Origin of the sequence: Nodularia sp. LEGE 04288 (assembly GCF_963896525.1) — a bacterium.
Lineage (GTDB): Bacteria > Cyanobacteriota > Cyanobacteriia > Cyanobacteriales > Nostocaceae > Nodularia.
In genome coordinates, this window is sequence record NZ_CAWQOY010000094.1 from 106,173 (window position 1) to 132,343 (window position 26,171).

At 41.0% G+C, this 26,171-nt stretch carries 25 protein-coding genes and 1 tRNA gene; 12 read left to right on the forward strand and 14 right to left on the reverse strand.

Going from position 1 to position 26,171, the window contains the following annotated elements; all coding sequences use genetic code 11:
• Positions 1-418 precede the first annotated feature (418 nt).
• A complete protein-coding gene (gene alr / locus AACX33_RS07495; RefSeq protein WP_193997742.1) occupies positions 419-1,606 on the forward strand; it encodes an alanine racemase in 1,188 nt (395 codons plus the stop codon).
• Positions 1,607-1,685: 79 nt separating this feature from the next.
• Positions 1,686-1,767, forward strand: a tRNA-Leu gene (locus tag AACX33_RS07500).
• Positions 1,768-2,031: 264 nt separating this feature from the next.
• On the opposite strand, the gene AACX33_RS07505 is transcribed toward AACX33_RS07500, so the two are convergent.
• The 3 genes from AACX33_RS07505 to AACX33_RS07515 are packed head-to-tail and all read right to left on the reverse strand — an operon-like array spanning position 2,032 to position 3,932.
• Positions 2,032-2,661 carry a PIN domain-containing protein gene (locus AACX33_RS07505; protein ID WP_193997741.1) on the reverse strand — a complete coding sequence of 210 codons (630 nt, stop codon included), beginning with the start codon at positions 2,659-2,661 and terminating at the stop codon, positions 2,032-2,034.
• Positions 2,662-2,663: 2 nt separating this feature from the next.
• Positions 2,664-3,008 (reverse strand): STAS-like domain-containing protein, encoded by a 345-nt coding sequence (locus AACX33_RS07510; protein ID WP_193997740.1) that lies wholly within the window; start codon positions 3,006-3,008, stop codon positions 2,664-2,666.
• Positions 3,009-3,038: 30 nt separating this feature from the next.
• Complete coding sequence (locus AACX33_RS07515; RefSeq protein ID WP_227788666.1) at positions 3,039-3,932, reverse strand: hypothetical protein; 894 nt, start codon at positions 3,930-3,932, stop codon at positions 3,039-3,041.
• A 691-nt stretch (positions 3,933-4,623) separates the two neighbouring features.
• Here AACX33_RS07515 and AACX33_RS07520 point away from each other — a divergent pair.
• From AACX33_RS07520 to AACX33_RS07540, 5 genes are all read left to right on the forward strand, one after another.
• On the forward strand, positions 4,624-5,691 hold the full coding sequence (locus AACX33_RS07520) for a response regulator (protein ID WP_193997739.1): 1,068 nt from the start codon (positions 4,624-4,626) through the stop codon (positions 5,689-5,691).
• Between the two features lie 68 nt (positions 5,692-5,759).
• Positions 5,760-6,137, forward strand: a complete 378-nt coding sequence (locus AACX33_RS07525) for a response regulator transcription factor (RefSeq protein ID WP_193997738.1) — start codon at positions 5,760-5,762, stop codon at positions 6,135-6,137.
• Positions 6,138-6,141: 4 nt separating this feature from the next.
• Positions 6,142-6,639 carry a chemotaxis protein CheW gene (locus tag AACX33_RS07530; RefSeq protein ID WP_193997737.1) on the forward strand — a complete coding sequence of 166 codons (498 nt, stop codon included), beginning with the start codon at positions 6,142-6,144 and terminating at the stop codon, positions 6,637-6,639.
• A 59-nt stretch (positions 6,640-6,698) separates the two neighbouring features.
• Entirely contained in the window at positions 6,699-8,951 is a 2,253-nt protein-coding gene (locus AACX33_RS07535) for a methyl-accepting chemotaxis protein (protein ID WP_193997736.1), read from the forward strand.
• 302 nt (positions 8,952-9,253) lie between these two features.
• On the forward strand, positions 9,254-12,157 hold the full coding sequence (locus AACX33_RS07540; protein WP_193997735.1) for a hybrid sensor histidine kinase/response regulator: 2,904 nt from the start codon (positions 9,254-9,256) through the stop codon (positions 12,155-12,157).
• Between the two features lie 197 nt (positions 12,158-12,354).
• On the opposite strand, the gene AACX33_RS07545 is transcribed toward AACX33_RS07540, so the two are convergent.
• The 3 genes from AACX33_RS07545 to AACX33_RS07555 all read right to left on the reverse strand — a co-directional run bounded on the left by AACX33_RS07545 (position 12,355) and on the right by AACX33_RS07555 (position 13,278).
• Positions 12,355-12,726 carry a hypothetical protein gene (locus AACX33_RS07545; RefSeq protein WP_193997734.1) on the reverse strand — a complete coding sequence of 124 codons (372 nt, stop codon included), beginning with the start codon at positions 12,724-12,726 and terminating at the stop codon, positions 12,355-12,357.
• A gap of 3 nt (positions 12,727-12,729) precedes the next feature.
• Positions 12,730-12,861 (reverse strand): hypothetical protein, encoded by a 132-nt coding sequence (locus AACX33_RS07550; protein WP_265338608.1) that lies wholly within the window; start codon positions 12,859-12,861, stop codon positions 12,730-12,732.
• Between the two features lie 132 nt (positions 12,862-12,993).
• On the reverse strand, positions 12,994-13,278 hold the full coding sequence (locus AACX33_RS07555) for a DUF427 domain-containing protein (RefSeq protein ID WP_193997733.1): 285 nt from the start codon (positions 13,276-13,278) through the stop codon (positions 12,994-12,996).
• Positions 13,279-13,416: 138 nt separating this feature from the next.
• Between AACX33_RS07555 and AACX33_RS07560 the strand changes: the two genes are divergently transcribed.
• Positions 13,417-13,845 (forward strand): COG3650 family protein, encoded by a 429-nt coding sequence (locus AACX33_RS07560; RefSeq protein WP_193997732.1) that lies wholly within the window; start codon positions 13,417-13,419, stop codon positions 13,843-13,845.
• Between the two features lie 344 nt (positions 13,846-14,189).
• On the opposite strand, the gene AACX33_RS07565 is transcribed toward AACX33_RS07560, so the two are convergent.
• From AACX33_RS07565 to AACX33_RS07575, 3 genes are all read right to left on the reverse strand, one after another.
• The gene (locus AACX33_RS07565) at positions 14,190-14,915 is read right to left on the reverse strand and encodes a metallophosphatase (protein ID WP_193997731.1); all 726 of its coding nucleotides are present in this window, start codon (positions 14,913-14,915) and stop codon (positions 14,190-14,192) included.
• Between the two features lie 68 nt (positions 14,916-14,983).
• Complete coding sequence (locus AACX33_RS07570) at positions 14,984-15,796, reverse strand: metallophosphoesterase family protein (protein ID WP_193997730.1); 813 nt, start codon at positions 15,794-15,796, stop codon at positions 14,984-14,986.
• The gene (locus AACX33_RS07575) at positions 15,793-16,569 is read right to left on the reverse strand and encodes a CobW C-terminal domain-containing protein (RefSeq protein WP_193998025.1); all 777 of its coding nucleotides are present in this window, start codon (positions 16,567-16,569) and stop codon (positions 15,793-15,795) included. Before AACX33_RS07575 ends, AACX33_RS07570 begins: the two co-directional genes overlap by 4 nt.
• 189 nt (positions 16,570-16,758) lie before the next feature.
• Here AACX33_RS07575 and AACX33_RS07580 point away from each other — a divergent pair, with 189 nt between their 5' ends.
• The 3 genes from AACX33_RS07580 (at position 16,759) to AACX33_RS07590 (ending at position 18,905) form a co-directional block, all read left to right on the forward strand.
• On the forward strand, positions 16,759-17,298 hold the full coding sequence (locus tag AACX33_RS07580) for a Uma2 family endonuclease (protein ID WP_193997729.1): 540 nt from the start codon (positions 16,759-16,761) through the stop codon (positions 17,296-17,298).
• 62 nt (positions 17,299-17,360) lie between these two features.
• On the forward strand, positions 17,361-18,197 hold the full coding sequence (dapB, locus tag AACX33_RS07585) for a 4-hydroxy-tetrahydrodipicolinate reductase (protein WP_193998024.1): 837 nt from the start codon (positions 17,361-17,363) through the stop codon (positions 18,195-18,197).
• A gap of 18 nt (positions 18,198-18,215) precedes the next feature.
• On the forward strand, positions 18,216-18,905 hold the full coding sequence (locus AACX33_RS07590) for a phosphate ABC transporter permease (RefSeq protein WP_193997728.1): 690 nt from the start codon (positions 18,216-18,218) through the stop codon (positions 18,903-18,905).
• Between the two features lie 112 nt (positions 18,906-19,017).
• Here AACX33_RS07590 and AACX33_RS07595 read toward each other — a convergent pair whose 3' ends face one another.
• From AACX33_RS07595 to AACX33_RS07615, 5 genes are all read right to left on the reverse strand, one after another.
• Complete coding sequence (locus tag AACX33_RS07595; protein ID WP_193997727.1) at positions 19,018-19,644, reverse strand: precorrin-8X methylmutase; 627 nt, start codon at positions 19,642-19,644, stop codon at positions 19,018-19,020.
• 92 nt (positions 19,645-19,736) lie between these two features.
• Positions 19,737-20,546, reverse strand: a complete 810-nt coding sequence (locus AACX33_RS07600) for a TPM domain-containing protein (protein WP_193997726.1) — start codon at positions 20,544-20,546, stop codon at positions 19,737-19,739.
• A gap of 257 nt (positions 20,547-20,803) precedes the next feature.
• Positions 20,804-21,265, reverse strand: coding sequence for a hypothetical protein (locus AACX33_RS07605; protein ID WP_193997725.1), 462 nt, complete (start codon positions 21,263-21,265; stop codon positions 20,804-20,806).
• 20 nt (positions 21,266-21,285) lie between these two features.
• On the reverse strand, positions 21,286-21,627 hold the full coding sequence (locus AACX33_RS07610) for a YtxH domain-containing protein (RefSeq protein WP_193997724.1): 342 nt from the start codon (positions 21,625-21,627) through the stop codon (positions 21,286-21,288).
• 114 nt (positions 21,628-21,741) lie between these two features.
• The gene (locus tag AACX33_RS07615; RefSeq protein ID WP_193997723.1) at positions 21,742-22,077 is read right to left on the reverse strand and encodes a hypothetical protein; all 336 of its coding nucleotides are present in this window, start codon (positions 22,075-22,077) and stop codon (positions 21,742-21,744) included.
• Positions 22,078-22,336: 259 nt separating this feature from the next.
• On the opposite strand from AACX33_RS07615, the gene dpdE reads away from it, so the two are divergent.
• Positions 22,337-25,639, forward strand: a complete 3,303-nt coding sequence (dpdE, locus tag AACX33_RS07620; RefSeq protein ID WP_193997722.1) for a protein DpdE — start codon at positions 22,337-22,339, stop codon at positions 25,637-25,639.
• The last annotated feature ends 532 nt before the right edge of the window (positions 25,640-26,171 follow it).

Here is a 26,171-nt window from a genome sequence, read left to right on the forward strand (position 1 = left end):
GATAATAATTTATACTTTCGTAATATTTGGGTGAAAGGAAGCAGGAGAATACCATAAAAATCACCATTCTTCTGCTGTTTTATCAGTTTAGCTAAAACGGGAATAAAGGAGTATTTGGGGGGGTTGACCTTTGATAATAAATTTGTTAAGCTAAACTTGATAAGGAAGAACTATCTAGTAACAATCCAAGCCCAGCTATCTCATGCAAAGATATTTGATAGTAATGAGGTAGGGGTTGAGGATTTCTCAACGTGTAACAGCTGTGAAAATGCAGAAATCAAAACTTACCACCATCTTGTATTAACTCCCGGATCAGCGGTAAACTTTCCTGATTAAATTGATATGGCTTTGAGGGTAGCAAACCAGAATAATTAGATAATCTGGAAGCTTTCCAGTGGTTGGATAGGAGTGAAGTGCAATGTTAAGTCGTAACCAAACCCCTAGTTTTGCTGATAATCAGGAGCGTGATACCTACGCTTGGTTTTCGCAAAGAGCTTGGGTGGAAATTGATTTAGGCGCGTTATCGCACAATGTGCAGCAATTAGTAAAGTTTGTATCGCCACGTACCCAGTTAATGGCAGTGGTAAAAGCGGATGCCTATGGACATGGAGCCGTCACAGTTGCTCAAACAGCAGTACAAGCGGGAGCGGGTTGGTTGGGAGTCGCTACAGTTCCAGAGGGCATTCAATTACGGGAAGCGGGGATAAAAGCGCCCATTTTGATTTTAGGTGCAGCCTACACACCAGAGCAAATTCAGGCGATCGCGCACTGGAATCTCCAGCCAACTCTGTGCAGTCCGAAACAAGCGCTGATTTTTTCCGATATTTTAGAAACTATCAATCATGCTTCTCCTCTACCCGTACACATTAAATTAGATACGGGAATGTCTCGGTTGGGTACTGACTGGCAAAAAGCTGTGGAGTTTGTGCAGTTAGTCCAGAATTTACCTCATCTTGAGATAACAAGCATTTATTCCCACTTGGCAACAGCAGATGATCCTGATCCTACCCTCATGCAAGAACAGCATAGACGATTTGAGCAGGCGATCGCTCAAGTCAAAAGCATGGGAATCAATCCACCTTGCTTGCATTTAGCCAACTCAGCCGCCACTCTCACCAATCCTGCTTTACATTACGACATTGTACGGGCGGGTTTAGCTATTTACGGACTCTATCCAGCCACTCATTTACAAAATGCAGTTAACCTCAAGCCTGTTTTGCAACTGAAAGCGCGAGTGACTCACGTCAAAACAATCGCCGCCGGCACTGGGGTGAGTTACGGACAACAATTTATTGCACCCCAAGAAATGCGCCTGGCTGTGGTTGGTATTGGTTATGCTGATGGAGTTCCGCGTAATCTTTCCCAGAAAATACAAGTTTTAATTCGTGGTCAGCGCGTCCCACAAATTGGCACAATTACAATGGATCAATTGATGCTGGATGTCAGCGCTATTCCAGATTTACAAGAAGGGGAAATAGTCACCCTATTAGGCGAACAAGGAAGCGAACAAATCTCAGCTAACGATTGGGCAGAAAAATTAAATACTATTTCTTGGGAAATTCTCTGCGGCTTTAAGCATCGCTTGCCCCGTGTAGCAGTAATGTAGGTGAATTGAGCATGGGGAAAATTATTTTTCCCTTTCCTATTCCCATCGAAAATTTTTCGTGCTACTATTAGAGACTGATGCGGATGTGGCGAAATTGGCAGACGCGCTAGATTTAGGTTCTAGTTCCGAAAGGAGTGAAGGTTCAAGTCCTTTCATCCGCATTTCTAAAATTATCATTAATTTGCAGTCAGCAATGGCTGTTGTAGAGTTAGTAATTATTTGTTATAGGAACAAATTGTTGCTAGATTTTTTCATGCCATCGCTAGCAAATCAAGCTTTTATCTAAGTGTTAAGTGTCCAAGCTGTGAAGCACCTCTTAAGATACCAGCGCTTTGGGGGAATGGCTGCTGTCAAATATCCTCAGTGGATTTGCTGAGATGACACAATGCAAAAAGCTGCATAAGCTGAACAAAATGGACTCAAGCTTACCTGGTTATGAGCTTGTTCATGCTCCTAGCAGCTCTGATTACTTGTGGATTAGCAGTAAACATCTGAATTCCAGGAACAGTTACATAATCGCCATCATCGGTAATAATTTTAGTTAATCGCTCTTGTTTCATCGATTCAAGGATAAATAGGTCATAGCCATCTAGAGGCTGAGTAATGAAACGAGTTATAGCAGCATCTACAGTGGTTTCATCAAGTTTTAAATCAATTTGGGCAGAAATACTCTGAACCTGACTCCACGCAGTTTGTACTTGGGAGACAACCCTGGCTCGTTCCGAGGCATGGTTATGACGATATTCTTTCGCCCTCCTACGGTAGTCAGGTCCTGTAGTCAAGCCATACGCTGACAATTTGTATTCTTCACTTTCGATACGATGAGCTAACTCGGCTAAAGATAACCCTGAGTAGCAGAGTGTAGCCCCTACAGTAAGTGTATCTGCAATATAGTTTGGATAACTATTGATCTGATGTTGTTGTGCTGACAAACTTGCTGGAGGATATGTCAGCCAGTACCAAACATTTGTATCAACTAAAAAAATATCCCCTTTTTGAGGGGAATCAGTCGTGATGTCAATGACATCTGCTTGTACGGTGTAGTTAACTGGCATGATTAACAGGCAGATTGTTCATGAACCATTTCATCTACCGCTTCACGATACTGCTCATCTGAGTAATAACGCTTTGCATTCTCAATCACATTATCGTAGGTCTGTTGACCAACAGGATTGAGATTAGATACAACTAGAAGCTGATTTAGGTCTTCAGCTTTTACATCACGTAATAACTGACCTATGGCAATGTTGAAAAACACAGACAAGAATCTTCTTACACCAGAAAAGTCTAGCTCTACTGGCTTTCCTGCTTGCAGTTGAGGATGAATTAAATCATAGATTTGCTGCCCAGCCTTTTGGCTCATGCAATTTTCGCCAATTAGCTCATAGACTTTATATTTCATGGCTCTAAACCCTTTATTAGAACCTTTGTACTATAATAATACTTCATTTTGTGTAAAGTTATGGTGTTTTATATCGCATTTAATAGTGATATTTATTAAAGTTCCTTCAAAGAAGGTGGGTGCGCTTTCGTAAATTTCTTGATTTTCGTCAATTAAACCGTAAGCATCATGGCTATATACTTCTATTTTACCTTGTTTACTCTTCACAAAATTTTTTAATGAATCAAGTCCAGTACCTCCAGGTATTGCACCACTTCGGGTTGTTGTACCAAATTTAAACGCCCAACATAGAGCGTCTTTAGCCAAAATGTTTCTGTTTTTAAAGAATTGACGCACATTAGCTGGAATGCCAACACCAAAGTCAATGACAGTTAGCTTTAGTATATTCAGGTTAGGATAACGCTGTCCGCAACTGAATACACCAATATCGGATAGCCCATGCTCAAAAGCATTGCTATAAATTTCCATAACAGTACAGATAATTGTGTCTTTAATAGTTTGATTAACTTCTACCCAACCACGTCCCAGCCACTGCTCATCAAGGTAATCTGGAATACCCTCAAGCTGGTCTTCGTAATCTTCCCTGTAGGGAATAGAATTTCCTTTCGAGCCTTGTTGATTATTGCCAAAAGCGCATAGAAACCCATTTTTAGCAAGGTTTATTCTAATGTCGGATTGAAGTGTATTCCAGGCAAAAATAGCTTGACCACCACGAACGTTGATAAGGCGAGCTAAACCACCTAAAAAGGCGACAGCATTTTGGCGAAGAAAGTAACATCCTGAAAAATCAAAGATAACTTTTGGTGTTTCAATTCCTCTGATTTGCTGCCAAAGTCCAAACATACGAATGAAATCGGCTTTGTCATCGTTGAGAGTTGGGACTTTGAGCGTGATTATCTTTGGAGTTTCAGCAATTAAGGACACTGGATGATTCTAAATCTCATAATTTTAGCCACATTTAGAGTACAAATATACTCTAAATGTGGCTAAAATTGCCTGCTACCCTGTTAACAGATGTTTTGCTGCAACTTCCATTAGCTGATGGCTGCTGTCTCTCCCTTGTTTCAACTATCTAAGGTATCGCAGAGTGACATGAGGCGATCGCACTTCTCTACAATAATGAATGCGTTTTTTTGTTCAGCGAGGGGAAATAGTTCTTGGTGGCGTTGTGTGTTCGCCATCAGTTCAGCCGAAGTTGAGTTATGTTTAATGTTAAATTATTTAAATTTTCTTTAATTTTACTAAATCAATCATCGAAGATTCGCCCAGTCCCTTAAATTTAAGTGTAAGTACAGAGAAAAGCTCATCTGAATTTTGTTAATTTAGCAGTGTTATTTCGATCAATATTACTTAAAAGTCAGCGGCTTTATTTAATCTGCATTTTTTCTGGGCTGATTTACCAAATATATCGGCTAATACCAGGATAAGACGGTAAAATTACGTAACCTTACTAATTTGCAAGAGGTCTATTGGAAAAACCCTGTTTGCATTAAGTTTAACCACAAATCCCGTCGGGAAACTTTTGTATTTGATACTACAAAAAGCTATTAATTAAAATTAATTGGGAACTGTAGCACAGCTACTGTATAAATTTAACTGAAGAAGTAAAAGTAAAATGAGTACGACTCCTCTAAGTGGTTACTGCTTACCCCAGAAACTACATCCCTTGTCTCTATTAGCGCAACTAACTAGCCGCCATGCTACTGGTTGCTTACGCGTATTTACTAAAACGGCTTCTTGGTCAATTAATATAGAGGACGGTAAGCTGACTTACGCCTCTTATTCCGATAGACTGTTTGAACGTATTGATTATCAGTTACAGCGATTGAGTCAAAGAGTCCCGACTCTTGACAGCGCCACTCGTGTGCAAATGCGCCTGATGTTTGAACCTAAAAATGAACATCAGTCTATGCTTTATACAGATTATCAAGCAATTTGCTGGTTGGTAAATCGGGAACATATCACCCCCACCCAAGCCGAAACTCTGATATCTGAATTGGCGAAAGAAGTCCTGGAAACATTTCTGGTCTTAACAGAAGGGAATTATGAATTTGCTTTTGAGAGTTCCTGGGAGGAATTACCCAAGTTCTGCCATTTAGACTTGCGGTCATTAGTGGAATACTGTCAAAAACAGTTACGAAATCGGCAAAATATCCAGACACCAGTTAACACGGGTCAGGCTTCTGCTGTTTTAGCTTCTACAAAGTCGCCTCAAACTCAGTCCCAATTCCCTAAAGGTCAAGCATTTTTTCAACCAAACAATTTTGATACTGCTGAAAACAGGACTCAACAAACATCTCCCCCAGTTGTCAAAAAAAGCCTATATACAATTGCCTGTATTGATGATAGTCAAACAGTGTTGAATTCTATTAAACTTTTTTTGGATGGCAGTACATTTTCAGTGGTCACAATCAATGATCCTGTCAAGGCATTAATGCAAATTCTCCGCAGTAAACCAGACCTAATTCTGCTAGATGTGGAAATGCCCAATTTAGACGGCTATGAATTGTGTTCTTTATTAAGACGGCATTCAGCTTTTAAGAATATCCCCATTATTATGGTAACGGGTAAAACCGGATTTATCGATAAAGCTAAAGCAAAAATGGTCAGGTCATCCGGGTATTTAACTAAGCCTTTTACACAACCGGATTTACTCAAAATGGTGTTTAAATACCTTGATTAATTTAGTTACTTCCAGCAGCAGAAATTAGTTTTATTCATAGACAATTTATTTTTTCAAGAGATGGAAGGATGAGTGTGACTTTAGTTGGCAAAATTCTGATTGTCGAAGATTCACCCAGTGAATTGGAATTGATGAGCTATTATCTCCAAGATAGTGGTTATAACGTCATTAAGTCTGCTAGTGCAAAAGAGGCTTTAGAAAAAGTTTTAACAGAACAGCCAGATGCAATTGTTACTGATGTGGTCATGCCAGAAATCAGTGGATTTGAGTTGTGTCGTTCCCTGAAAAAAAATCCGCTAACTCAAAAAGTACCAATAGTTATTTGCAGTTCCAAAAATCAAGAAATTGACAAATTATGGGCAATGAAACAAGGTGCTGATGTCTATCTGACTAAGCCATACACACGCGAAGAGCTATTGCGTGCTATTAAATCAGTGGTGCTTTAATCCCATGAATAATTCTAGAATTATAGTTGACCAAGAACTAAGTCAAAATAATTTGGTCAATAGCTATCTCAAATTCAATTTAAATCAACAGACTACTGCTATTGTATCCATGAATTACACGCAAGAAGCAGTGATTTTACCAGTTGAGTCTGTAACTTCAATGCCAAATATGCCGCCTTGTATATTAGGATTAATGAATTGGCGGAGTCGGATAATTTGGGCAATTGATTTGCCAAGAATGCTGAATTTAGAATTTTTAGAAGGTCGATTAAGGCAGTATAATATTATCGTGATTAAGGTGGAATCACTGCTTTTAGGCTTAGTTGTCCACGAGATTAAAGGTATAACTAAATTTATGTCTGATGATATTGAGTCTCCCGTGGGACAAGTTGCATCTAGTTTAGTGCCTTATTTAAGCGGGTGTGTTGTCCAAGATGAGGAAATTTTGCTGGTTTTAGATGCACATTTTCTGGCGCATTCTCCTATTTTCCACAGTGAGTAGATGCTAATAAAAGTCAGATTGTTAGTATTTTTAATTTACCTATTCCATCAAATTACAGTATGTTTAATCGGACTGACAAGGGTAAAAGTAGTGATTCTCAAAATCAGGCATCTTTGATTTCATCGCCAACAATTACTGATGGTCAGAGAGAACTGTCAGGTAAGTATAATACAAAAATAGCTAAAGATGATTATCGGAATTATGTGGTGCAATATATTCAAAGACTCAGTTTAGGCAGGAAAGCGGCAATTTTAGCGATCGCCATCACGACTTTACCCATATTTGCCATAGGTGCGATCGCCTATAGTTTAGCTCATAAATCGATGACTAAACAAATTAACGCCTCTCATGCAGCGACAGCTACCAAATTAACAGAGCAAATTAACCGCTTGATGTTGGGGCGATATGAAGATATTCAAATCATCTCCCAATCACCGTTTTTTACAAATACCAGAGTTGATAGAAATACCAGAAATTCCGAGAAGCAAGCATTTTTAGATAGCTTTGTCAATACTCACAAAGCTTATGATAGCATCGCCATCTTTGATCCTGCCCAGAACTTGATTGTCCAATCTACTGGCGCACCTCTAAATAATGCGGAAAATGCTGACAATTTTGAGGAGATTCTGCAAAAAGATGCTCCTGTAATTAGTCAGCCCGAAAAATCAGTGATTAATATGGCTGCACCCGTTAAAAATGCCGTGACAGGTGAAACTATCGCTGTGGTTAGCGTCAGGATGCCTGTAGAATCTTTAGCAGGGGTGACTCAGAACTATACAGCTAATGGCAGTCAATATTATTTGCTCGACAATTCTGGAAAAGTTTTTCTGACTACGCAAACAGAATTATTGGGCGCAGAATCATCAGGTTTAGCTAATTTAATCGCAGCCAACCAAGCTAATAATTTCACTACAATTCACACAATTAATCAAAAGCCAGAATTAATCAGTTATGTCCCATCTGGCAAACTGGAGGGCTTACCTGATTTAAACTGGCAATTACTTTTGACGACAGATACAGCAATTGCTTTTGCACCTCAAAGACAATTATTGCAAACCATAGTCATCAGCACCATACTATTAGCATTGATTGCAGGTGCGATCGCACTTTGGTTAGTCCAGCGTAGTATACAACCAATTTTCAATGGGGCTGCGGCTTTATCCCAGCTAGCTCAAGGTGAACTCGATACCCGTTGGGAAACAGCACAGCCAGATGAGTGGTTAGAGAAAATCAGTGCTAATTTTAACTTAGTAGCCGTACAATTACAGGTATTAACTCAACAACAACAATTTAGGCAGAATAGCGAACCAGGTTCAGATAAAACACTGCAAATGCAACTTTTAGAACTACTCAGTCAAGTAGAAGGGGCGGCGAGAGGTGACTTGACAGTACGTGCAGATGTGACGGCTGGGGAAATGGGGACTGTGGCTGACTTTTTTAATTCCATTGTGGAAAGTCTCAGAGATATTGTCACCCAAGTTCAGCAAGCTGCTACGCAAGTAAATGGCGCAATTGGTGCTAACGAAGCCGCAATCAGCCAACTAGCCGAAGACGCAATTACTCAAGCTGCTGAAATTAACCGCACTCTGGATGCTGTAGACGAAATGACTAATTGCATGAAAAGTGTCGCCGAAAATGCCCAAAAAGCGGCAATTATTGCCAATAATGCGTCCCAAACTGCTACGAAAAGTGGACAAGCAATGGATTTGACAGTGCAGAATATTCTGGGTTTACGGGAAACAGTGGATGACACGGCGAAAAAAGTCAAACGCCTGGGGGAATCTTCGCAACAAATTTCTCATGTGGTGTCCTTAATTAATCAAATCGCCACCCAAACTAACTTACTCGCTATCAACGCCGGGATAGAAGCCGCCCGTGCTGGTGAAGAAGGACAAGGTTTTGCTGTCGTGGCGGAAGAAGTGGGAGAATTAGCCCTCCGGAGTGCTTCAGCTACCGAAGAAATTGAGCTAATTGTTGAGAATATTCAACGAGAAACCAGCGAAGTGGTGCAAGCTATGGAAATAGGAACTTCCCAAGTGGAGGTAGGGACTCAGATTGTCGAAGAAGCGAAGCAAAGCCTGAGTCAAATTTTGGATGTATCGCAGCAAATAGATTTTTTGGTACAGTCGATTTCCACTGCAACTGCATCTCAGTTACAAACATCCCAAGCTGTTAGTCAATTGATGCAAGATATCGCTGCTATTTCACAACGTACCAGCGATTCTTCGGAAGTGGTTTCCAAATCTCTGCATCAAACTGGTGAAATTTCCCAGCAGTTACAAGAAACAGTGGAAACCTTCAAAGTCAGTTAAGCACGTTAGCTGAATTTCTTTCTGTCTTTCTGTCTTTCTGTCTTTCTGTCTTTGTGTACTTTGCGTCCTTTGCGGTTCGTTCCTCATATAGTTCGACGCATCTATGGCTACGCCACGCAAGCTATCATACAGAATTTTTATCAGCAAGGAGTAATCAGGGACTTCCAATTAATTATTTGAGACAAGAAAGACAAAAAATACAATAAAAAATTGTGTTGGATATACAAGTTGGATAATTTATTTCTCGTAAATCACTAACTAATGACTAATGACTAATAACTAATAACTAAATAATCAAAACTATGTCAAAGGATAAAGAACTAGAAATCCAGATGCAGTTTCTGGAAGAAGCGAGAGATTACCTGAATACCCTAGAAGCTGTGTTGCTGGAAATTAACACCAGTAACCGCATCGATTTAGAGAGAATTAATGCTGCACTGCGCGCGGCTCATTCTATCAAGGGCGGCGCTGGGATGATGGGATTTCGGACGCTTAGTGATTTAGCGCACCGTTTGGAAGATTCTTTTAAAGTCTTAAAAACTCGCAAAAATGCTCTAGATATTGACACGCATTTACAAAGTTTGCTACTTTCTGGAGTTGACTGGCTGCGGCAGATAGTAGAATCACTATCACAAGGAAATGAGATAGAAGACCAGTGGTTAAGTAGCTTTTGTTATCCAGTATATGACGAATTGCGCGATCGCCTGGGTGAACCTACGCCTGAAGATGCGTTCACCATGTTATCGCCAGAAGACGGACAAGATATTGTCCCCATGCTGTTTGAAACCGAAGTGGAAGGATGTTTGCAGCGTCTAGAGTCGATATTAGCAGATAGCGCTCACCCTAGCCTACAAGAAGAATTAGTGATTATGGCGGCTGAATTGGGCGGTCTGGGGGAAATGCTGCAATTACCAGCCTTTACGAGTCTGTGTCAATCCATAGAAGATCATATAGGCACTGCTAGTAGCGATCGCATTCTCGGAATTGCTCAGTTAGCATTGCAATCATGGCGGCGATCGCAGGCTTTGATCTTAACAAATCAACGAGATAGTTTACCCACAAAGCTGGATCTAGATACACTAGTCGATGATATCCCCGATCAACCACAGTCAACAGTTGATGCGATCGCCGAATTTATTGAAGATGCCGCAGCTACAGATGATTTAACATCTGTGAATATTCCCGAATCAAGTACAGTAGCTTATTCAGAAAATACCACCACAGATGACAATTTTATCGACCACACAGATGAGCAAAATAGTGTCGGTCAAGACCGGGAAAGTGCGGAAAATACTGTGCGAGTTCCGAGTAAACAACTTGAGGAAATTAATGATTTATTTGGGGAACTGACCGTCCAGCGCAATGGCTTCAATTCCCAACTAGAAAAATTACGCAAACTTGTGCGTAGCCTCAATCAGCGAGTGCAAAGACTCGACCGAGAAAACCATGAATTGCGTACAGCATATGCTAAAATTTCCAAGACAGCTAGTGGGCAATTCCGAGAATCAAACAATGTAGAAGATATACCAGAACTTGATGCCTTAGAAATGGAACGCCATCAAAAATTAAACTTGCGATCGCAGGAAGTGATGGAAACCATTATTCAAGTGCAGGAAGTCGCAACAGATATTCAATTAAGCGTTGACGATACAGATCAAATCGCGCGGAAACTTAATAAAACATCCAAACAATTACAAACAAAACTTACTCACATTCGGATGCGGCCATTATCCGATTTAATCGAGCGTTTTCCTAGAGCTTTGCGTGACCTGAATGTAGAGTATGGTAAAAATGTTCATTTGCAAGTTGAAGGTGGCAATACCTTAATTGAACGCAGCATTTTAGAAGCATTAAATGAGCCAATAATGCACTTATTAAGAAATGCCTTTGATCATGGTATCGAAGACCCTAATACTCGCCGCCAGTTAGGAAAACCAGAAGAAGGATTAATTGAAATTACAGCTACCCACCGCAGCAATCGCACAATTATTACTATGCGTGATGATGGTCGGGGAATTTCATTAGAAAAAATTCGCTCCCGTGCCGTAACTATGGGTTTAGATGCTGCTTTAGTCGCTAATGCTAGCGAAGAAGAATTATTATCAATAATTTTTGAACCAGGATTTACCACTTCCGACCAAGTAACAGCCTTATCCGGTCGAGGTGTCGGCATGGATATAGTACGTAATAACCTGAAATCAGTCCGCGGAGATATTACAGTCGACACCGAATTAGGAGTTGGCACTACCTTTACTTTGTCAGTACCATTTACACTTTCCGTAGCGCGAGTTCTGCTAGTAGAAAGCAATAAAATGTTATTGGCATTTCCCACAGAAGTGATTTCCGAAATATTTTTATTGCCAAAAGAGCAAGTATTCTCAATGGCGGATAGCGAAGTCATTAATTGGCAAGACTCTACATTACCACTGATTCGCCTTGGTCGCTATTTCGAGTTTAATTGCCCCCGCTACGATAACCCAGAACTAGAAACTCGCCCAGCCATAGATGCTAGCAGCGTCTTAATAGTTAAAGGCAATAATCAGACAGTAGCCATTCAGGTAGACCGTTGCTGGGGTGAACAAGAATTAGCCATTCGCCAAGTCGAGGGTAATATACCTTTACCCGCAGGTTTTAGTAACTGCACAATTCTCGGTGATGGTCGAGTATTAGCATTAGTTAACACCAACGATTTACTCTATTGGATTGCTACCAATCAGCCTACGCCTAAAAACAATCAATTACCATCAGTCAGATTAAAAACTCCTTTTCTTTTCTTTGATAATCACAAAATATCAGCGACACCTGCTAATCACAAAGGTACAATTTTAATCATCGATGACTCAATAAATGTTCGCCGCTTCTTAGCTTTGACTCTCGAAAAAGGAGGATATGAAGTAGAACAAGCCAAAGATGGTCAAGATGCTTTAGAAAAACTAGAAAGTGGTTTGAAAGTTGCCGCCGTAATTTGTGATATTGAAATGCCTCGCCTTGATGGTTATGGCTTCTTAGGATGGATTAATTCCAGCATGGATATGAAACATATCCCAGTTACTATGCTGACTTCTCGTAGTAGTAATAAACATCGAGAATTAGCCATGCAATTAGGAGCGCAGGCGTATTTTTCTAAACCTTATAACGAGCAACAATTATTAAAAACTCTTGAGGAGATTATTGGTAATGTACCTGATAAAGCAACATCTCATTAAGCTGTAAACTCTTACCTCAACTTGATCTACAGCACATTTCATCTGATCAAAGTACTCAAGGGAGGGCAAAGATTCCCTCCCCCACAAAATTTATATATAATATTAAAATCTGCACTTCATTTACTTGCAAAGTGCTGTATTTTGTCCCATCAAGATAGCATTCGCTGAGTGTGTGTTTTGCATTCAGCGCTACTCTATCAGACATCCTCGAAAAATTCTCTTAACTCTCTAATAGTAATATCCATTAACGCAATTGAAACAATTTGTTTATCATTAATATAAATATTGTCATTTCTGATAGAAATTTCTTCAGGATAATAGGGATAAACTTTTATTGTTATTCCCCACAAAATCATCACCCGAATATCATTTGGAGTGATCACAATTGCGGGAAATATTAGTGCTAAAAGACATACAATGAAAGCTATTAAACTCAGAATCACCATGAGAGAAAATCCTTCTGAGAATCCAGTTGAATAAGCTCTAAAAAGTCCAAAAGTACTTGAGGCTAGCAGGAATAAAGGAAATGTTTTTTTCTGCCTAATTTCTAACTTGGGTTTGGGATTCATCTTTTAAATAAAACCTCCATTCAAACAATTTTTAATTTTTTTATGGTCTTCTGGCTTTTGAGGAGCAAGCAAATAATAATTCTGCTCACGCAACGGAGGCGATCGCGCAAAATTAGCAGAGTTTATTTCTTGCATTCAAAAAACTGAGCAAAATATATAGTACCTCATACCCGTCAGACACCATATATTTTGCTACATTGTCTTTTAAATTAGAACCGTAAAAACCAGCAGTTAAAAGTCGAAATTTTTACAAAGGTCAACTACAAACTAAGCTTCGACTTTCACACCTTTCCAGAAAGCGACATAGCCTTCAATATTTTTAGCCTTCTCTTTGGCACTAGGATAGTACCAGGCTGCATCTTGGTTGGTCTGTCCATCAACTTCGATACTGTAGTAGCTAGCAACACCTTTCCAAGGACAAGTACTATGAGTATTACTTTCTTGGAAGTATTCCTTATTGATAGCGTCGGTTGGGAAATAATGGTTACCTTCGACCACAATTGTGTTATCGCTTTCGGCTAACACAGTACCATTCCAAATTGCTTTCGGCATAACTGACTTTGCAAATAAACGTTACATCTCATATTTTGACACTCCACAGGCTGAAGCCACGGTAATTCTCAGAAATTCTACCTGACGGCTTCCGTAATTGTAGGTAAAGTGTATTAGTTGTTATACATTGTTGATTTCATGAAAACTTTCATCTTTTGCACTCTTTTATTAGGACTGAGTAGTTGCGTACCAGCTAACAGCACCAATAATGACAATAATCCAGTAATTTCCAGCAATCCTACTACCGACAATCTAGAATTTCGGGCTTATGGTACTGAACCATTTTGGAGTGTCGATGTTACCCAAACTGAAATTGTCTATTCTTCATTAGGAACTGACGAAAAGCAAACTTTCCCCTCTGTCAAACCATTGGGGGCTGATGGACGCACCCCAGATACAGTGCGAGTGTATCGACTGGGTGACAAAGCAAACAGTATGTTAATTATCAAAAAAGTCGATAGCTGTAGCGATGGAATGTCAGACAACTTACATCCTTACTCAGCACTTTTCATCCGGGGCGATATGGTTTTGGAAGGTTGCGCCAACAAGTTAGATAAATTTAAATAATTAATACCAATTTTATGTGAAGCTGCACATCATCCTGACATTCCTTGATTAATCCATCTTTATCTGCGTCCATCTGTGTCCATCTGCGTTCAATTATTCTGGATATTTTATTCCATGCAGCTTCATATAGGAATCCGGTTTGATTTATGAAAAAATTAAGTATTGTAGTATTGTAGGGTGCGTTAGGATGAAGTCCGTAACGCACCATTATTAAGGCTTTGGTGCGTTACGCTACCGCTAACACACCCTACGTGTCTGTTCAAAAGTCAAATAGTAGTCCTATATTAATTTAGTATAAGGCTAGTTGTTTATCAGCTAGTAACTATTTCCGGTGTGACATCTGACTAGGACTGAAAACCTTGACTCACACCATAACGAACAGTTTTAAACTCTACATGATTCGTCCCTGGATGATAGAGAGTATAAACTGCTTCCCCTGGCTTTCTGCCAACATTACCCACCCCGATAACCTGACGCGCCGAAATTTCTACAGTTTTGGGAGATGCTGGACTATCTAGGGTTGTGACTCCGGTAGTAATTGACCCTGCTTGTAGCTGATATTGAAAAGCCAAACCAGAACGACCACAAAATAAGTTATTGGCTTGCATTCGTGATAAGCGGTCTAGCATTTGAATCGGGGGTGTGTCTGGGGTAAGTTCCTCGTCAATTCCTACTGTTGTCCCGTGAATTAACAAAGAATCTAGTTCAAAAAAACCAAAGTCGAGTGTCATTAACCATTGTGCCATCGGACGGGAAACGCACTCCCACAGCAATTTAACTGTTTCTCCCCCATATTTCGCCATCAATTCTGTAGGTTCGCCAGTTCCCCCCAGTCCGTGGAGAATAAAACACTGTTCTTCCCACCAACCTTTACAAATCAGTGGTTCTAGTTCTCCACTTCGGGGGTTCAGCACTCGTTTGACTAACTGTTCAGTTTCGCGCCGGGGTCCGACTAAATCGCCCAAAATATATAAAGCCTCCACATTATTCTGACGCTTAATATCCGCCATTACAGCTTCATAAGCCGCCAAATTACCTTCAATTCCGCTTAAAATTGCCCACCTATTCATACAAATTTTAGATTTTAGATTTTAGATTTTAGATTTTAGATTTTGGATTACTAATTCCCTACTCCCCATTACCGAGTACAAACATGGGTGGGGTCATCAGCCCTTTCCGCAAATTCCAAACCCTGGGCTAAACGCCACGCAAATATTTTTGGTAAACCTTTTTCAATGATTGCGGCACAAGTTTTCTCATAGTCGTAAGGTACTTCCCTCAGATTTACTTTTTGGTTGTCTGTGTCGTAAATTACATAAGTGGCATTGGGTCGCCCATGTCGGGGTTCGCCTACAGAACCAACATTCACAATCCTCTTTAGGGAAGCATTAAAGCTCTTTTCTGTTGCTACTTTTTCCTGCCCTTGGACACGAATTTTTAAACTACCTCCGTCTAAATTACGTACATAAGGCACATGGGTATGTCCACAAAAAAGTACATCTGCATCTGTGGAAAGTACTCGCTCTAAGGCAGCAAAGGCATCAAGTTCTGGTAATAAATACTCGTGGTTACTGTGAGGGCTACCATGAACGAAGGCTAAATTTTCCTCTCGTAAACTGTGGGGTAGTTGGGCGAAAAATTCCCGGTGTTCTGGATGTATTTCGTTATTTGTCCACTCATGAGCAATTTTTCCGCGTTTCTCAGCTAATAAGGATGGATAACTACAGTCACACGCATTCAAACCTTCTACAATATCTTCATCCCAACAACCCACACAGGTGGGAATGTCTAGAGAACGAATTTGTGTAACTACTTCATTGGGATGAGGGCCATATCCCACTAAGTCGCCTAGACAAAAGATTTTATCAGCTTTTTGCTGGTCTATATCTAATAAGACGGCATCTAATGCTTCATAATTGCCATGAATACATGACATGACTGCTATTTTCACTGTATAGTCTCCTCTGTTAGGATTTGTTTTACTTGTTCTTGGTATTGTGCGATCGCACTATCTGACAAATAGCAATCTTGTAATGTTTGTCTAATAGCAGACTCATCCAAGTTTTCTCCCCAGGTTTCAATACCACTGAAACGCTGTGGTCTTCCTTCTAAGTGGCGTGGTAAGTCTAATTCCAGAAAGTCTGTTGTCAGTACACCCGCGACAAAATCGGCGTATAATGCCCTACCATCAGCAACATCAAAAATTCCCTTAGCACGGCTGACTGTACCATAAGCACCGTGAGATAGTTCATACCAAAACTCATTTAAACTATCTTCGTCGATCACTTGACCATTAGTAGGCGATCGCCAAATCTGATTTAGGCTGATATTAATCTCAATATCTAGCCCTTTGACAATTTTTTCAGCCCAGGCGTGATATTCCGAATCTTTCAGCTGTGACGGTAAAACTGCAACAGACTGATATGGTACATTTCCGACAATTTGCTCAATTGTTCTCAGTTCTAAGTAAAATCCTAATTCTATATAAATCGTCTCAGCCCCTGCTAGCTGGTTGAGAAATTCTACTTCTTGGCCATCACTAAAAACTTTTACCTCTGGAAACTCCGCACTCAGGCGAATCTGGTCAATGGGGACATTCCCAGTTCCAGGGCTAAAATAAATTACATTTTCCGCAGAAGCTGTATTACGTAGCTGTTGGCAAATCCAAGTAGTTTTGCCACAACCAGCGGGGCCAGCAACAACAGTAATCATCGGTATACTCATAATTAAATGATAATCATTTTCATAGCAGTTGCACATATAATCTGCGTGAGAATTTCAGATCACACCAGTGACCTTATTGACTAACGCAAGTGACAATTGTATATTTATTCACAAAAATTCTCCAAGTTTTATCTTCGCCTGACTTTCACCAGAAATGCCAAGATATATTTAGGTATTTCAGGAGGTCTTATGTCTCTCACTGTCCAAGACTTAGAGAAAATGCAAGCAGCTCATCCTGACTATCGCATGGAATTGGTAGACGGGAACGTAGTTGTTATGAGTCCATCAGGTTACGAATCGGAAGAAGTAGGAACTGAATTTGCAGCGTTGCTGAGGAATTGGGTAAGACCTCGGCAGTTAGGACGTGTAGCTGGTTCCAGCGCCGGCTTTAGACTACCTAACAAAGATTTACGCGCTCCCGATGTATCATTTATCCGAGCAGATAGGCTCAAGCGTTCTACAGAAGATTATGCCGAATTGCTCCCTGATTTAGTAGTTGAGGTGAAATCTAAAACCGATTCCTTAGATAAACTCCGGGAAAAAATTCAAGAATTTATCAGCCTGGGTACTCAAATCGGCATTTTAATTGACCCCAGAACCAGAACTATGGAAGTTTACCGTTCTAGTGAGAAAATAGGATTACAAAATGGTGATGTGCTGACCCTACCCGACTTACTCCCCGGTTGGGAAGTGAACATTGCCGAAATTTGGTCGCCAGTATTCGAGTAATGTTACGCGCACCCGAAACTACGAACTACGAATTACGAATTACGAATTACGAATTACGAATTATGACAAATCAAGCTCTTATCCCAGTTATTGTAAACGGTGCGGCTGGCAAAATGGGTCGCGAAGTGATTAAAGCGATCGCCCAAGCCCCAGATTTAAACTTAGTGGCTGCAATTGACACCAGTCCAGAACATCAAGACCAAGATGCTGGAGAATTGGCAGGTTTAAGCGAACCTTTAGAAGTGCCGATTACCAACCAATTTGAAGCCATGCTGGGTTATGTAGCTGGCGATAGAAACTCTCCTCCAGGGGTGATGGTAGACTTTACCCACCCTGATGGAGTTTATGATAATGTGCGGAGTGCGATCGCCTATGGGATTCGTCCAGTAGTAGGAACCACAGGCTTAAGTCCAGAACAACTCCAAAACTTAGCCGACTTTGCCGAAAAAGCTAGTACAGGTTGTCTAATTATTCCTAACTTTTCCATTGGGATGGTACTGTTACAGCAAGCCGCAGTCACAGCTTCTCAATATTTCGACCATGTAGAAATTATTGAACTCCACCATAACCAAAAAGCCGATGCTCCCAGTGGGACAGCGATTCAAACCGCACAATTACTAGGAGAACTTGGTAAACCTTTTAACACCGCTATTGTAGAAGAAACTGAAAAAATTCCAGGAGCCAGGGGTAGTTTAGCAGAAGAAGGCATTAGAATTCATAGTGTGCGCTTGCCGGGACTCATAGCCCATCAAGAAGTGATATTTGGCGCACCCGGTCAAATTTATACATTAAGACATGATACAAGCGATCGCTCCTGTTATATGCCAGGAGTCCTGCTAGCAATTCGCAAAGTCTCGCTGCTCAAGTCCTTAGTGTATGGATTAGAAAAAATACTTTAACTGGCAAAATCAGCACTTATGTTAGTTCCACTGACTCGGAAAAAATTTGAACAACTCATCCCCCTGATTGGTACTGGCGCGCAGTACCAGTATTACGCGGGTAAATTTTCAAACTTTTTGCAGCGACTGTTAATTTCTGTCATCGCCATAGCGATCATTCTGTTGGCGGAAGTCCTGTTGAGACTAGAATTCGGCCCCGTTACATTTTTAATTGGAGTCATGGGTGCCTTTTTTTGGCTGTGGTATCCCGTGTTTCAGGCAAGTATGAGAAATGTAAAATGCCGCCGTTATAAATACAGTGGCTTTTTCCGGGGTCGAGTTCTAGATTGGTGGATTACAGACAAATTAATGGGAAAACAGGAAACCGTTAACAACAAAGGAGAATTAGTAATTGTTGAAAATAGAGAAAAACGCATCAACTTAGAGGTTGGAGACAATACAGGATTTACCGTAGAGTTACAAGCACCACTACGTAACTCTCACAAAGTGATTGTTCGTGGTCAAATTGCCGAAATGATCGTCATGTCGAACCGTTCTGATTTGAGCAGCATTGAAGAATTCAGTGATGTATACATTCCCAGTCATGACTTGTGGGTGAATGACTATCCTTATCTGCGAAGAGATTTTTTTAATGAAGTTAGTCGCCGTTTGCGTAAAAACCAACAGGAAAGACCACCCCGCCGTCGCCAGAGAATGGAAGAAGCATAATATTGGCCTCTAAAACAATCAGCCTCAGTGTTCCGTTTTCCTCCGTGTTCTCTGTGCCTCTGCGGTAGCCTGCGGCAAGCCGCTAGTGCGTCTACGTTTATTCTTTGAACTATTAATTTTTAACTCTCTCCTGTCCATAGGCTTGCCAAGCCAAATCTACCAATCCATCAACTATGGCAGATGCTACAACTGCATTACCTTTGCGACTGTCAATGATGATGTAAGGAACTTGAGAGTCTTGCAAACTCTCCTTAGCCTTATCCGCATTCACAAAACCCACTGGAGTAGCAATTATCAAAGCCGGCTGAATTTCTTCAGATGCAATTAACTCCACCAAAGCAGTCAGGGCTGTTTGCGCTTGACCCACCACAAAAATCCCCTCTGGGTAACGCTTGGCTAAAGTTTCAATTCCCCAAGCAGCACGAGATTTTTGTTTTTGGGGGCGTGTGACAGTTTCCAGGCTGCAATAGACTGGATTAGCAAAAGTATTTTGAATATCCTGGGCAATACCCACCTGTACCATTGGCACATCTACCACAATTGTCGTGCGTGCCGCCAAAGCTGCTGCACCAGCTTGTAAAGCACGTTCAGAAAAGTGAATCAGAGATTTATATTCAAAGTCAGCCGTAGCGTATATCACCCGCCGGACAATCTCATACTCTGCGGGTGAAAAAACATGATCACCTATTTCACTATCAATGATTGCTAAACTTTGAGCATCGGTTACGTGCCATTCCATTGCGATTCAGCCCTGAGATACCAGCTTTCAGCTTATCAGCTTCAGGAACGCTGAGTGCTGAGTATTTTGATTTTTACTCAGCACATATAAATTCAGGACTCGGCATTAGAAGAAGAACGAGTCAAAAACGGAGACAAGAAGGCAACTAAAGCCCCAATGAAAAAACCAGAGATATTACGAACTAGAGGCAACCAATCGCTGGTGCGCGTCACAACTGGGCCAATACCGAAGGCAATAAACAAAATTCCCCACAAAGGTGAAAAAATTAAAGCCCATTGCCAAGCAAAAACCTGTCCTTCTTTTTGGGGATGAGCGGCAAAACCACAAATTATTCCCCCCACAACTGAGGTAATCAGTGTCAGTATCCATTGTTCCCTCGGTAATCCAGGAACCACTGAGCAACCACCTTGAAGCAAACAGCCTTTAACTGAACTTAAAGCTTGCAAAATGGCTTGGTCTTCGCCTTCGTCTCGGACAAAATATAAATTTCCGAAACGGGTTTGTAATTCTATCCAAAAAGTCCGGGGGAGAAATTCATAAACGGCATCCCCCACACTAAAGCTGAGAATGTTACCGCCACGAGAATCAGCAACTAGCAAAATACTTTTATCATCTAAACCCCAATAATTAATCACTGCGCGACCTGGGGTGCGGTCAAACTGGGTTAAGACTCTCAGTTTCCAGCCAGTTTCACCTTCAAATTGCTCTAAATCAGTGATCAGTTCTGCTTCTTGAATATCTGTGAGAGTTTTAGCTAAATCTATAACTGGAGTTTGAAAGTTGGGTAATAAATCAGGATTATCATAAGCCAGTGCCGGGGGGGAGTGCATTACCCACATTGACCCAGCCAAGAAAAATACAGCAATAGATACCAGAGTGCGTCGCCAAAAACAAGACTGCATGGACGTTGTTATATAAATATAGACAGTAGAAGTGAACAAGTGGTTTTAAAAGAGTATGGGAAAAGTGATACTTCTTTACACTTGTTTACTTTACTCTAATCTAAGGGATTTAAGCAAAGGTTAGTCATGAGTCATTGGTCATTAGTCATTGGTCATTGGGAAGTTACCACCGTCTTCTCCCCCCTGCACCCTGCACCCTGCACCCCTGCCTCTTCTCCCCTCTGCACCCTGCACCCTGCACCCCTGCCTCTTCTCCCCTACTCCCTACTCCCCACTCCCTTCTTAATTTCTCGTTCTCGCAACGTTAGCGGTGGTTTTTCATTAATTGGTAGGCGTTCAACTCGCCGCGCAGGTTTGGGGCGTGTAAAGGACTTCCAAGCAGTTTTCACACCTACAACCAGGCTGCGAGTAGTTATTTGCACATTTTTAGCTTGTTTTCTCGCACTATCTAGACTTTGGTCAACTTGCTTAACGACTTTACCTGCGCTTTGTACACCTTCACTGACATCATCGGTTAAATCTGTGATTTCCATCCCTGTTTTGCGGATGGAAATTAAAGTAGGTGGTAACTCCCGTGAGAGAGTGTCAAACAGCTTTTCTGCACTGCGCGCAGCACGTGCTAACTCCTGCAAAGCCGGTATAGCCGCTACGAAAACAGCCGTCAGACTGGCGGCGACTAAGAATAAAGACAGTCCCAACCAAAACAGGGGATCAATCACGGTTATGCCATCTATGAGCGTTACAATTGCTGGGAAAGAGAATCTGAGTCGTTTTGAGCTTGTTGCTGCTTCAAGTTTTGGCTTTCGCGTTGACTAGCATCTACACCAGCCGCGATCGCTTCTTGTAGTTTCTCTAAGGTATCATCCCAATTTCTCACGGCGCTGGCAGAAAGTCGATCTGCCTGAATTTGTACACTTGTTGATAAATCTTCTGCCAAGTCTGGGATAGCATTGGCGGACTTTTGCAAAATTTTCCGCGTTTCGCGCCCTGTGCGTGGGGCTACGAGCAAACCAGTTAAAGCACCAATAGTAGCTCCCAGCATGAAACCGCCAACAAATACTCCAGAACGATTATTAGACATCTTAATTATTTCTCTCCTTACACCCATTTTAGGTGTGATTTTGCCCCTGACAAGATTCAAATGATTCTATCTATTTAATGTATCGTGACAATATGTCAGCCGAAAATGTTGCTTTTATTTGGCGACTGTCTTTTTTTTTGATGTCAACCCTGTCCAGCCGAAAGAGCGTCCCCAGAATCGCTTTCCTAACAATAACAGGCTGATAATTTGACGTACTTGTTGGATTTGTACCTGTAGGTTTTCGTTTCCTTGGCGCAGACTATAAATCTTTTGCTGGCTCAGATTAATATTTTCAGGCGCTTTATACAGTACCCCATGAGTATGACGTTCATAGGCGTTTAGTTTATCAGCTATGCGCCCTATCCACTGCTTTAGTTTCCACACTCGCCAAGCTATGTAGAATAATATCAGTGAAATGAGAGTGTTAATTACGACAACTGTCGTTACCATTATTTCTCTTTCCCAAGATCAATTTTAGGAAATTATTTTGTATCGCCATGATTTTGTTCTGACTTAATCATAGCGATAGAACCTGATAGTTAATCTGACTTTTACGTTTTCAAACTCCCCCTTGCACCCTGCCCCCTGCCTCTTTTTACTCCCCTGCCTTTTCTTCAAGTTGCCAGAACCGGGTTATCACGCTAGTGTGGAGAGCTGCTATTGCTCTTGGCGTAGTAATTTATCTTAGGATCTTCAGATAACTGGAACTATGATTGAGCTTGGTTCACTGGTGCAGTCCCAGAACAACTATTTGGGAATAGGAAAAGTTACTGACATATCTCAACCTGATGTGATGGTTGAGTATTTCTGCTCAGGAGGGCAACGCCTCCAAAAAACTTTACCTTTAGATTCTCTTTCTCAGGTTAAACTTCAGCCTCAAACTCGATGCTACATTAGCTCTCCCACCCAGGATACCTGGTTAATTGGTCGAATTTGTACCTGGGATGAAGATGCAGAAATGTATCAAATTGATTTACCCGACAAAAAGACGACAATTGCCACGGAACAAGAAATTTATGTCCGTTGTAATATACCCATCACAGACCCGATTGAAACTCTGGCTATGAAGGGTCACGAAACACCCTATTTTCATGACAAAAGATTAACTTTTGTTAAATCTCTAATTAAACAACGCGCTATCAGTCGCGGGATGAGAGGGTTGATTTCGGCGAACATTGAACTTTATCCTCACCAAGTGGAAGTTGTCCGGCGGGTACTAGAAGACCCAATTCAGCGCTATTTATTAGCAGATGAGGTGGGACTCGGAAAAACCATCGAAGCGGGTGCAATTCTCCGTCAGTTCCTCTTGGATGAACCAAAAAAAGGTGCGGTGGTATTGGTTCCGCAATATTTACTCCCACAATGGCGGGCTGAGTTAGAAAATAAATTTTACATCTCCCATTTTGGTAAACGGGTGGTGGTGCTGGCGCTGGAAGATGTCCACAGAATCAACCAGAAAGCGAATATCGGCTGCTTAATTCTAGATGAAGCTCACCATATTGCGGCTATGGCAACTTCTAGGGATGCAGCAGTGCGTCAGCGTTTTGAGTCTTGTAAAAATTTGGCTCATAAAAGCGATCGCTTACTTTTATTATCTGCTACTCCTGTCCTCAACCACGAGCAGGATTTTCTCGCCATGTTGCACCTGCTCGATCCAGTCACCTATAAGTTGCATGATTTGGCAGGTTTTCGCGCCAGAGTGGCAAATTGTCAGGAAATTGGCAGATTTCTCCTCTCTTTTCAAGATGGTGCAAATGACACTGTTCTGAAAACTCATCTCAAGGAACTGCGAAAACTGTTTGCAGAGGATGAGTATTTGATCAATCAGGCGGACAATTTAGAAAAGTCTCTAAAAGCCAAATCCACTGAGAAAGAGCAAATTATCCCAGCCATTCGTAGCCACATTAGTGAAACCTATCGGCTACATCGACGAATGCTGCGTAACCGTCGCGCTGCGGTGGAAGATGTCATCTTTGATCGGGATGTGACACCAAAAGAAGAATATGATTTAGATGAGCGATCGCTTGATCTTCACGAACTCATAGAAAAATGGCGTACTTTCGCCCCGAAAGAACAGCCCTATCAGCAAATTTTCCTCCTGTTATTCCTCGCTTCTGGGACTTGGTTAGGAATATTAGAACAGGTAATTAACGCCCGTCTCACAGGTAAAACCCCATCTCAACTCATCCCAGAGTTCAAAGAAAATGAGCTTCGCATCTTAACTACAACCCCTAAATTTTCAGGGGAAGAAGAAATTTTGCAATCCTGTTTAAAAATTCTGCGTCAACCTGTAGATGAAGGTGAACGCACAGAAAATTTGAATACAGTGCTACTAAATCAGCTAGCCACATACTTCAAAATTTCCGCCAGTGTTCGCAGAAATAAGCCAGAATTAATCACCAGAATACAGCATAGAATTCGCAGACCCATTCCTGGAGATGTTCTGCCGAAAATTGTGGTATTTACAAGTTTTGTCCAATCTGGTAAACAAATTGTAGAGCGTTTATCTCATAGCTTCGGTGCAGAGACAATCGCCAGCCATCAATTAGGCGAACCACGAGAAAAAGTGGCGGAAAACTTAACTAGATTCCAGAATAATCCCGACTGCTTTATTTTAGTATGCGATCGCTCTGGAGAAGAAGGACTTAACCTGCAATTTGCCGACTGCTTCATTCACTTTGACCTGCCTTGGTCACCTAATCAATTAGAGCAAAGAATCGGCAGATTTGACCGCATTGGCAGCAAAATCGGAATTCAATCTTATGCCTTGCTTGGTCCTTTCTTAGAAGACAGCACCCAAAATGCTTGGTATCAAGTTCTCAAAAATGGGTTTGACATCTTTGAAAGATCAATTGCCAGTCTACAATTTTATGTAGATGAGAAACTCAAAGAATTAGAAACAGCTTTGTTTCAATCAGGTGCTGCGGGATTATTAGCTATGATTTCGCCAATTCAGCAACAAATCACCGCCGAAACCTTAAAAATTAGCGAGCAAACTGCACTCGATGAAATCGATATTCTCGACGAAAATACCACCCAGTATTTTCAAGACCTTGATGATTACGATGCAAGTCATGTAGAAATCAAACAAGCAGTTGAAGGCTGGATGTGTGATGCGCTGGGATTTAAATCAGTCAATAATCCCAACTCAGCCGAAATTAAGCGTTATCAACCAACAACGCGCACTTTGGTTTCTCTAGACGAGCTAAAAACTCATTTTGCGAATAATAATACAGACCAATTTGGTACTTACAATCGCCGGATAGCAAACCAAAATTCTGGTACTAAACTCTTTCGCATTGGCGAAGGATTAGTAGAAGCACTTGTCAGCCATATAAATTGGGATGATAGAGGTAAAGCTTTTGCTGTATGGCGCACTGATGAAACTTGGGATGCTACCGAAGGTAAAGAATGGTTTGGTTTCCGATTCAATTTTGTAGTGGAAACACATTTAGAAGCCGTAAAGCAGGTTTTAACAACCCACAAACTAGATAATTCCCAATTCAAAACTTTGAAGCGGCGGGTTGATGCATTATTTCCCCCCATGTTAGAAACTATCTTTGTTGATGGTCGCTCTAATCCCATGAGTTTGGTTGAAGATAAATCGCTCTTAAATATCCTGCAACGACCTTATAAAGATAGAAACAGTGATAGATCCAGAGATTTTAATCTAGCAAAAGAGCGCTTAGGAATTATTGATGCTTTTGTCGATGCTAGGGAGTGGAAAAATTTCTGCCTTCAAGCCCGTAGTAGTTCCGGGGAATTACTCTTAAACCATCCAGACTTTATCGAATTGCACGAACAATATGCTCAAGTTGCTGAACAGAAATTGAACAAAAAAGTAGAGCAATTAAACCTGCGTCTTAAACGGCAAAACGAGGATTCTGCACTCGCTGAAGAATTGCAAATAGAAAGTGCGTTGAGTACAGCCATTTTAGACGGTATTCGTCAGCCACAGATTCGGCTTGATTCTGTGGGTTTCATCGTCGTATCCGGACACAACCCTGTGTAAATCTTCCCCGGATGCTATTCAGACCCAGCAGAAGTAGCAAACACCGAAAAGCTCAGATCCCCGACTTCTTGAAGAAGTCGGGGATCTTTATTATTGAGGATTGCTATATACATTGAGACAAAGCCCAGATAAATCTGTGTTCATCTGTCGTTGATTATTCTTTAATGTAGTACAGTCTCTGGAAAATTGTTATATTTCGCAAATATCTAATAGTTGAGTAAAATGCGACGACTTAAGACATAATTATAAATAATTTTGATTAAAACAACTATCAAACACAATTACCATCAGGACTTACGCAAAAACTCTCTCAAACCCTTATTTCTCTGTGTTCTCTGCGTTTCTGTGGTTCGTTATTCCGTAATTTGTGCGTAAGTCCTAACCATACTAAAAAAAGTTTTTAAGTAACTTTTTATTAACTTATCAATGTAGTGAAGCAATACTTAATCTTCATAAACTTATAAATCCCTCTATTAAGTTTTTAATAATAGTTGTCTCAGGTTGTATATGCAGACGTAATCTGCCGACTAAA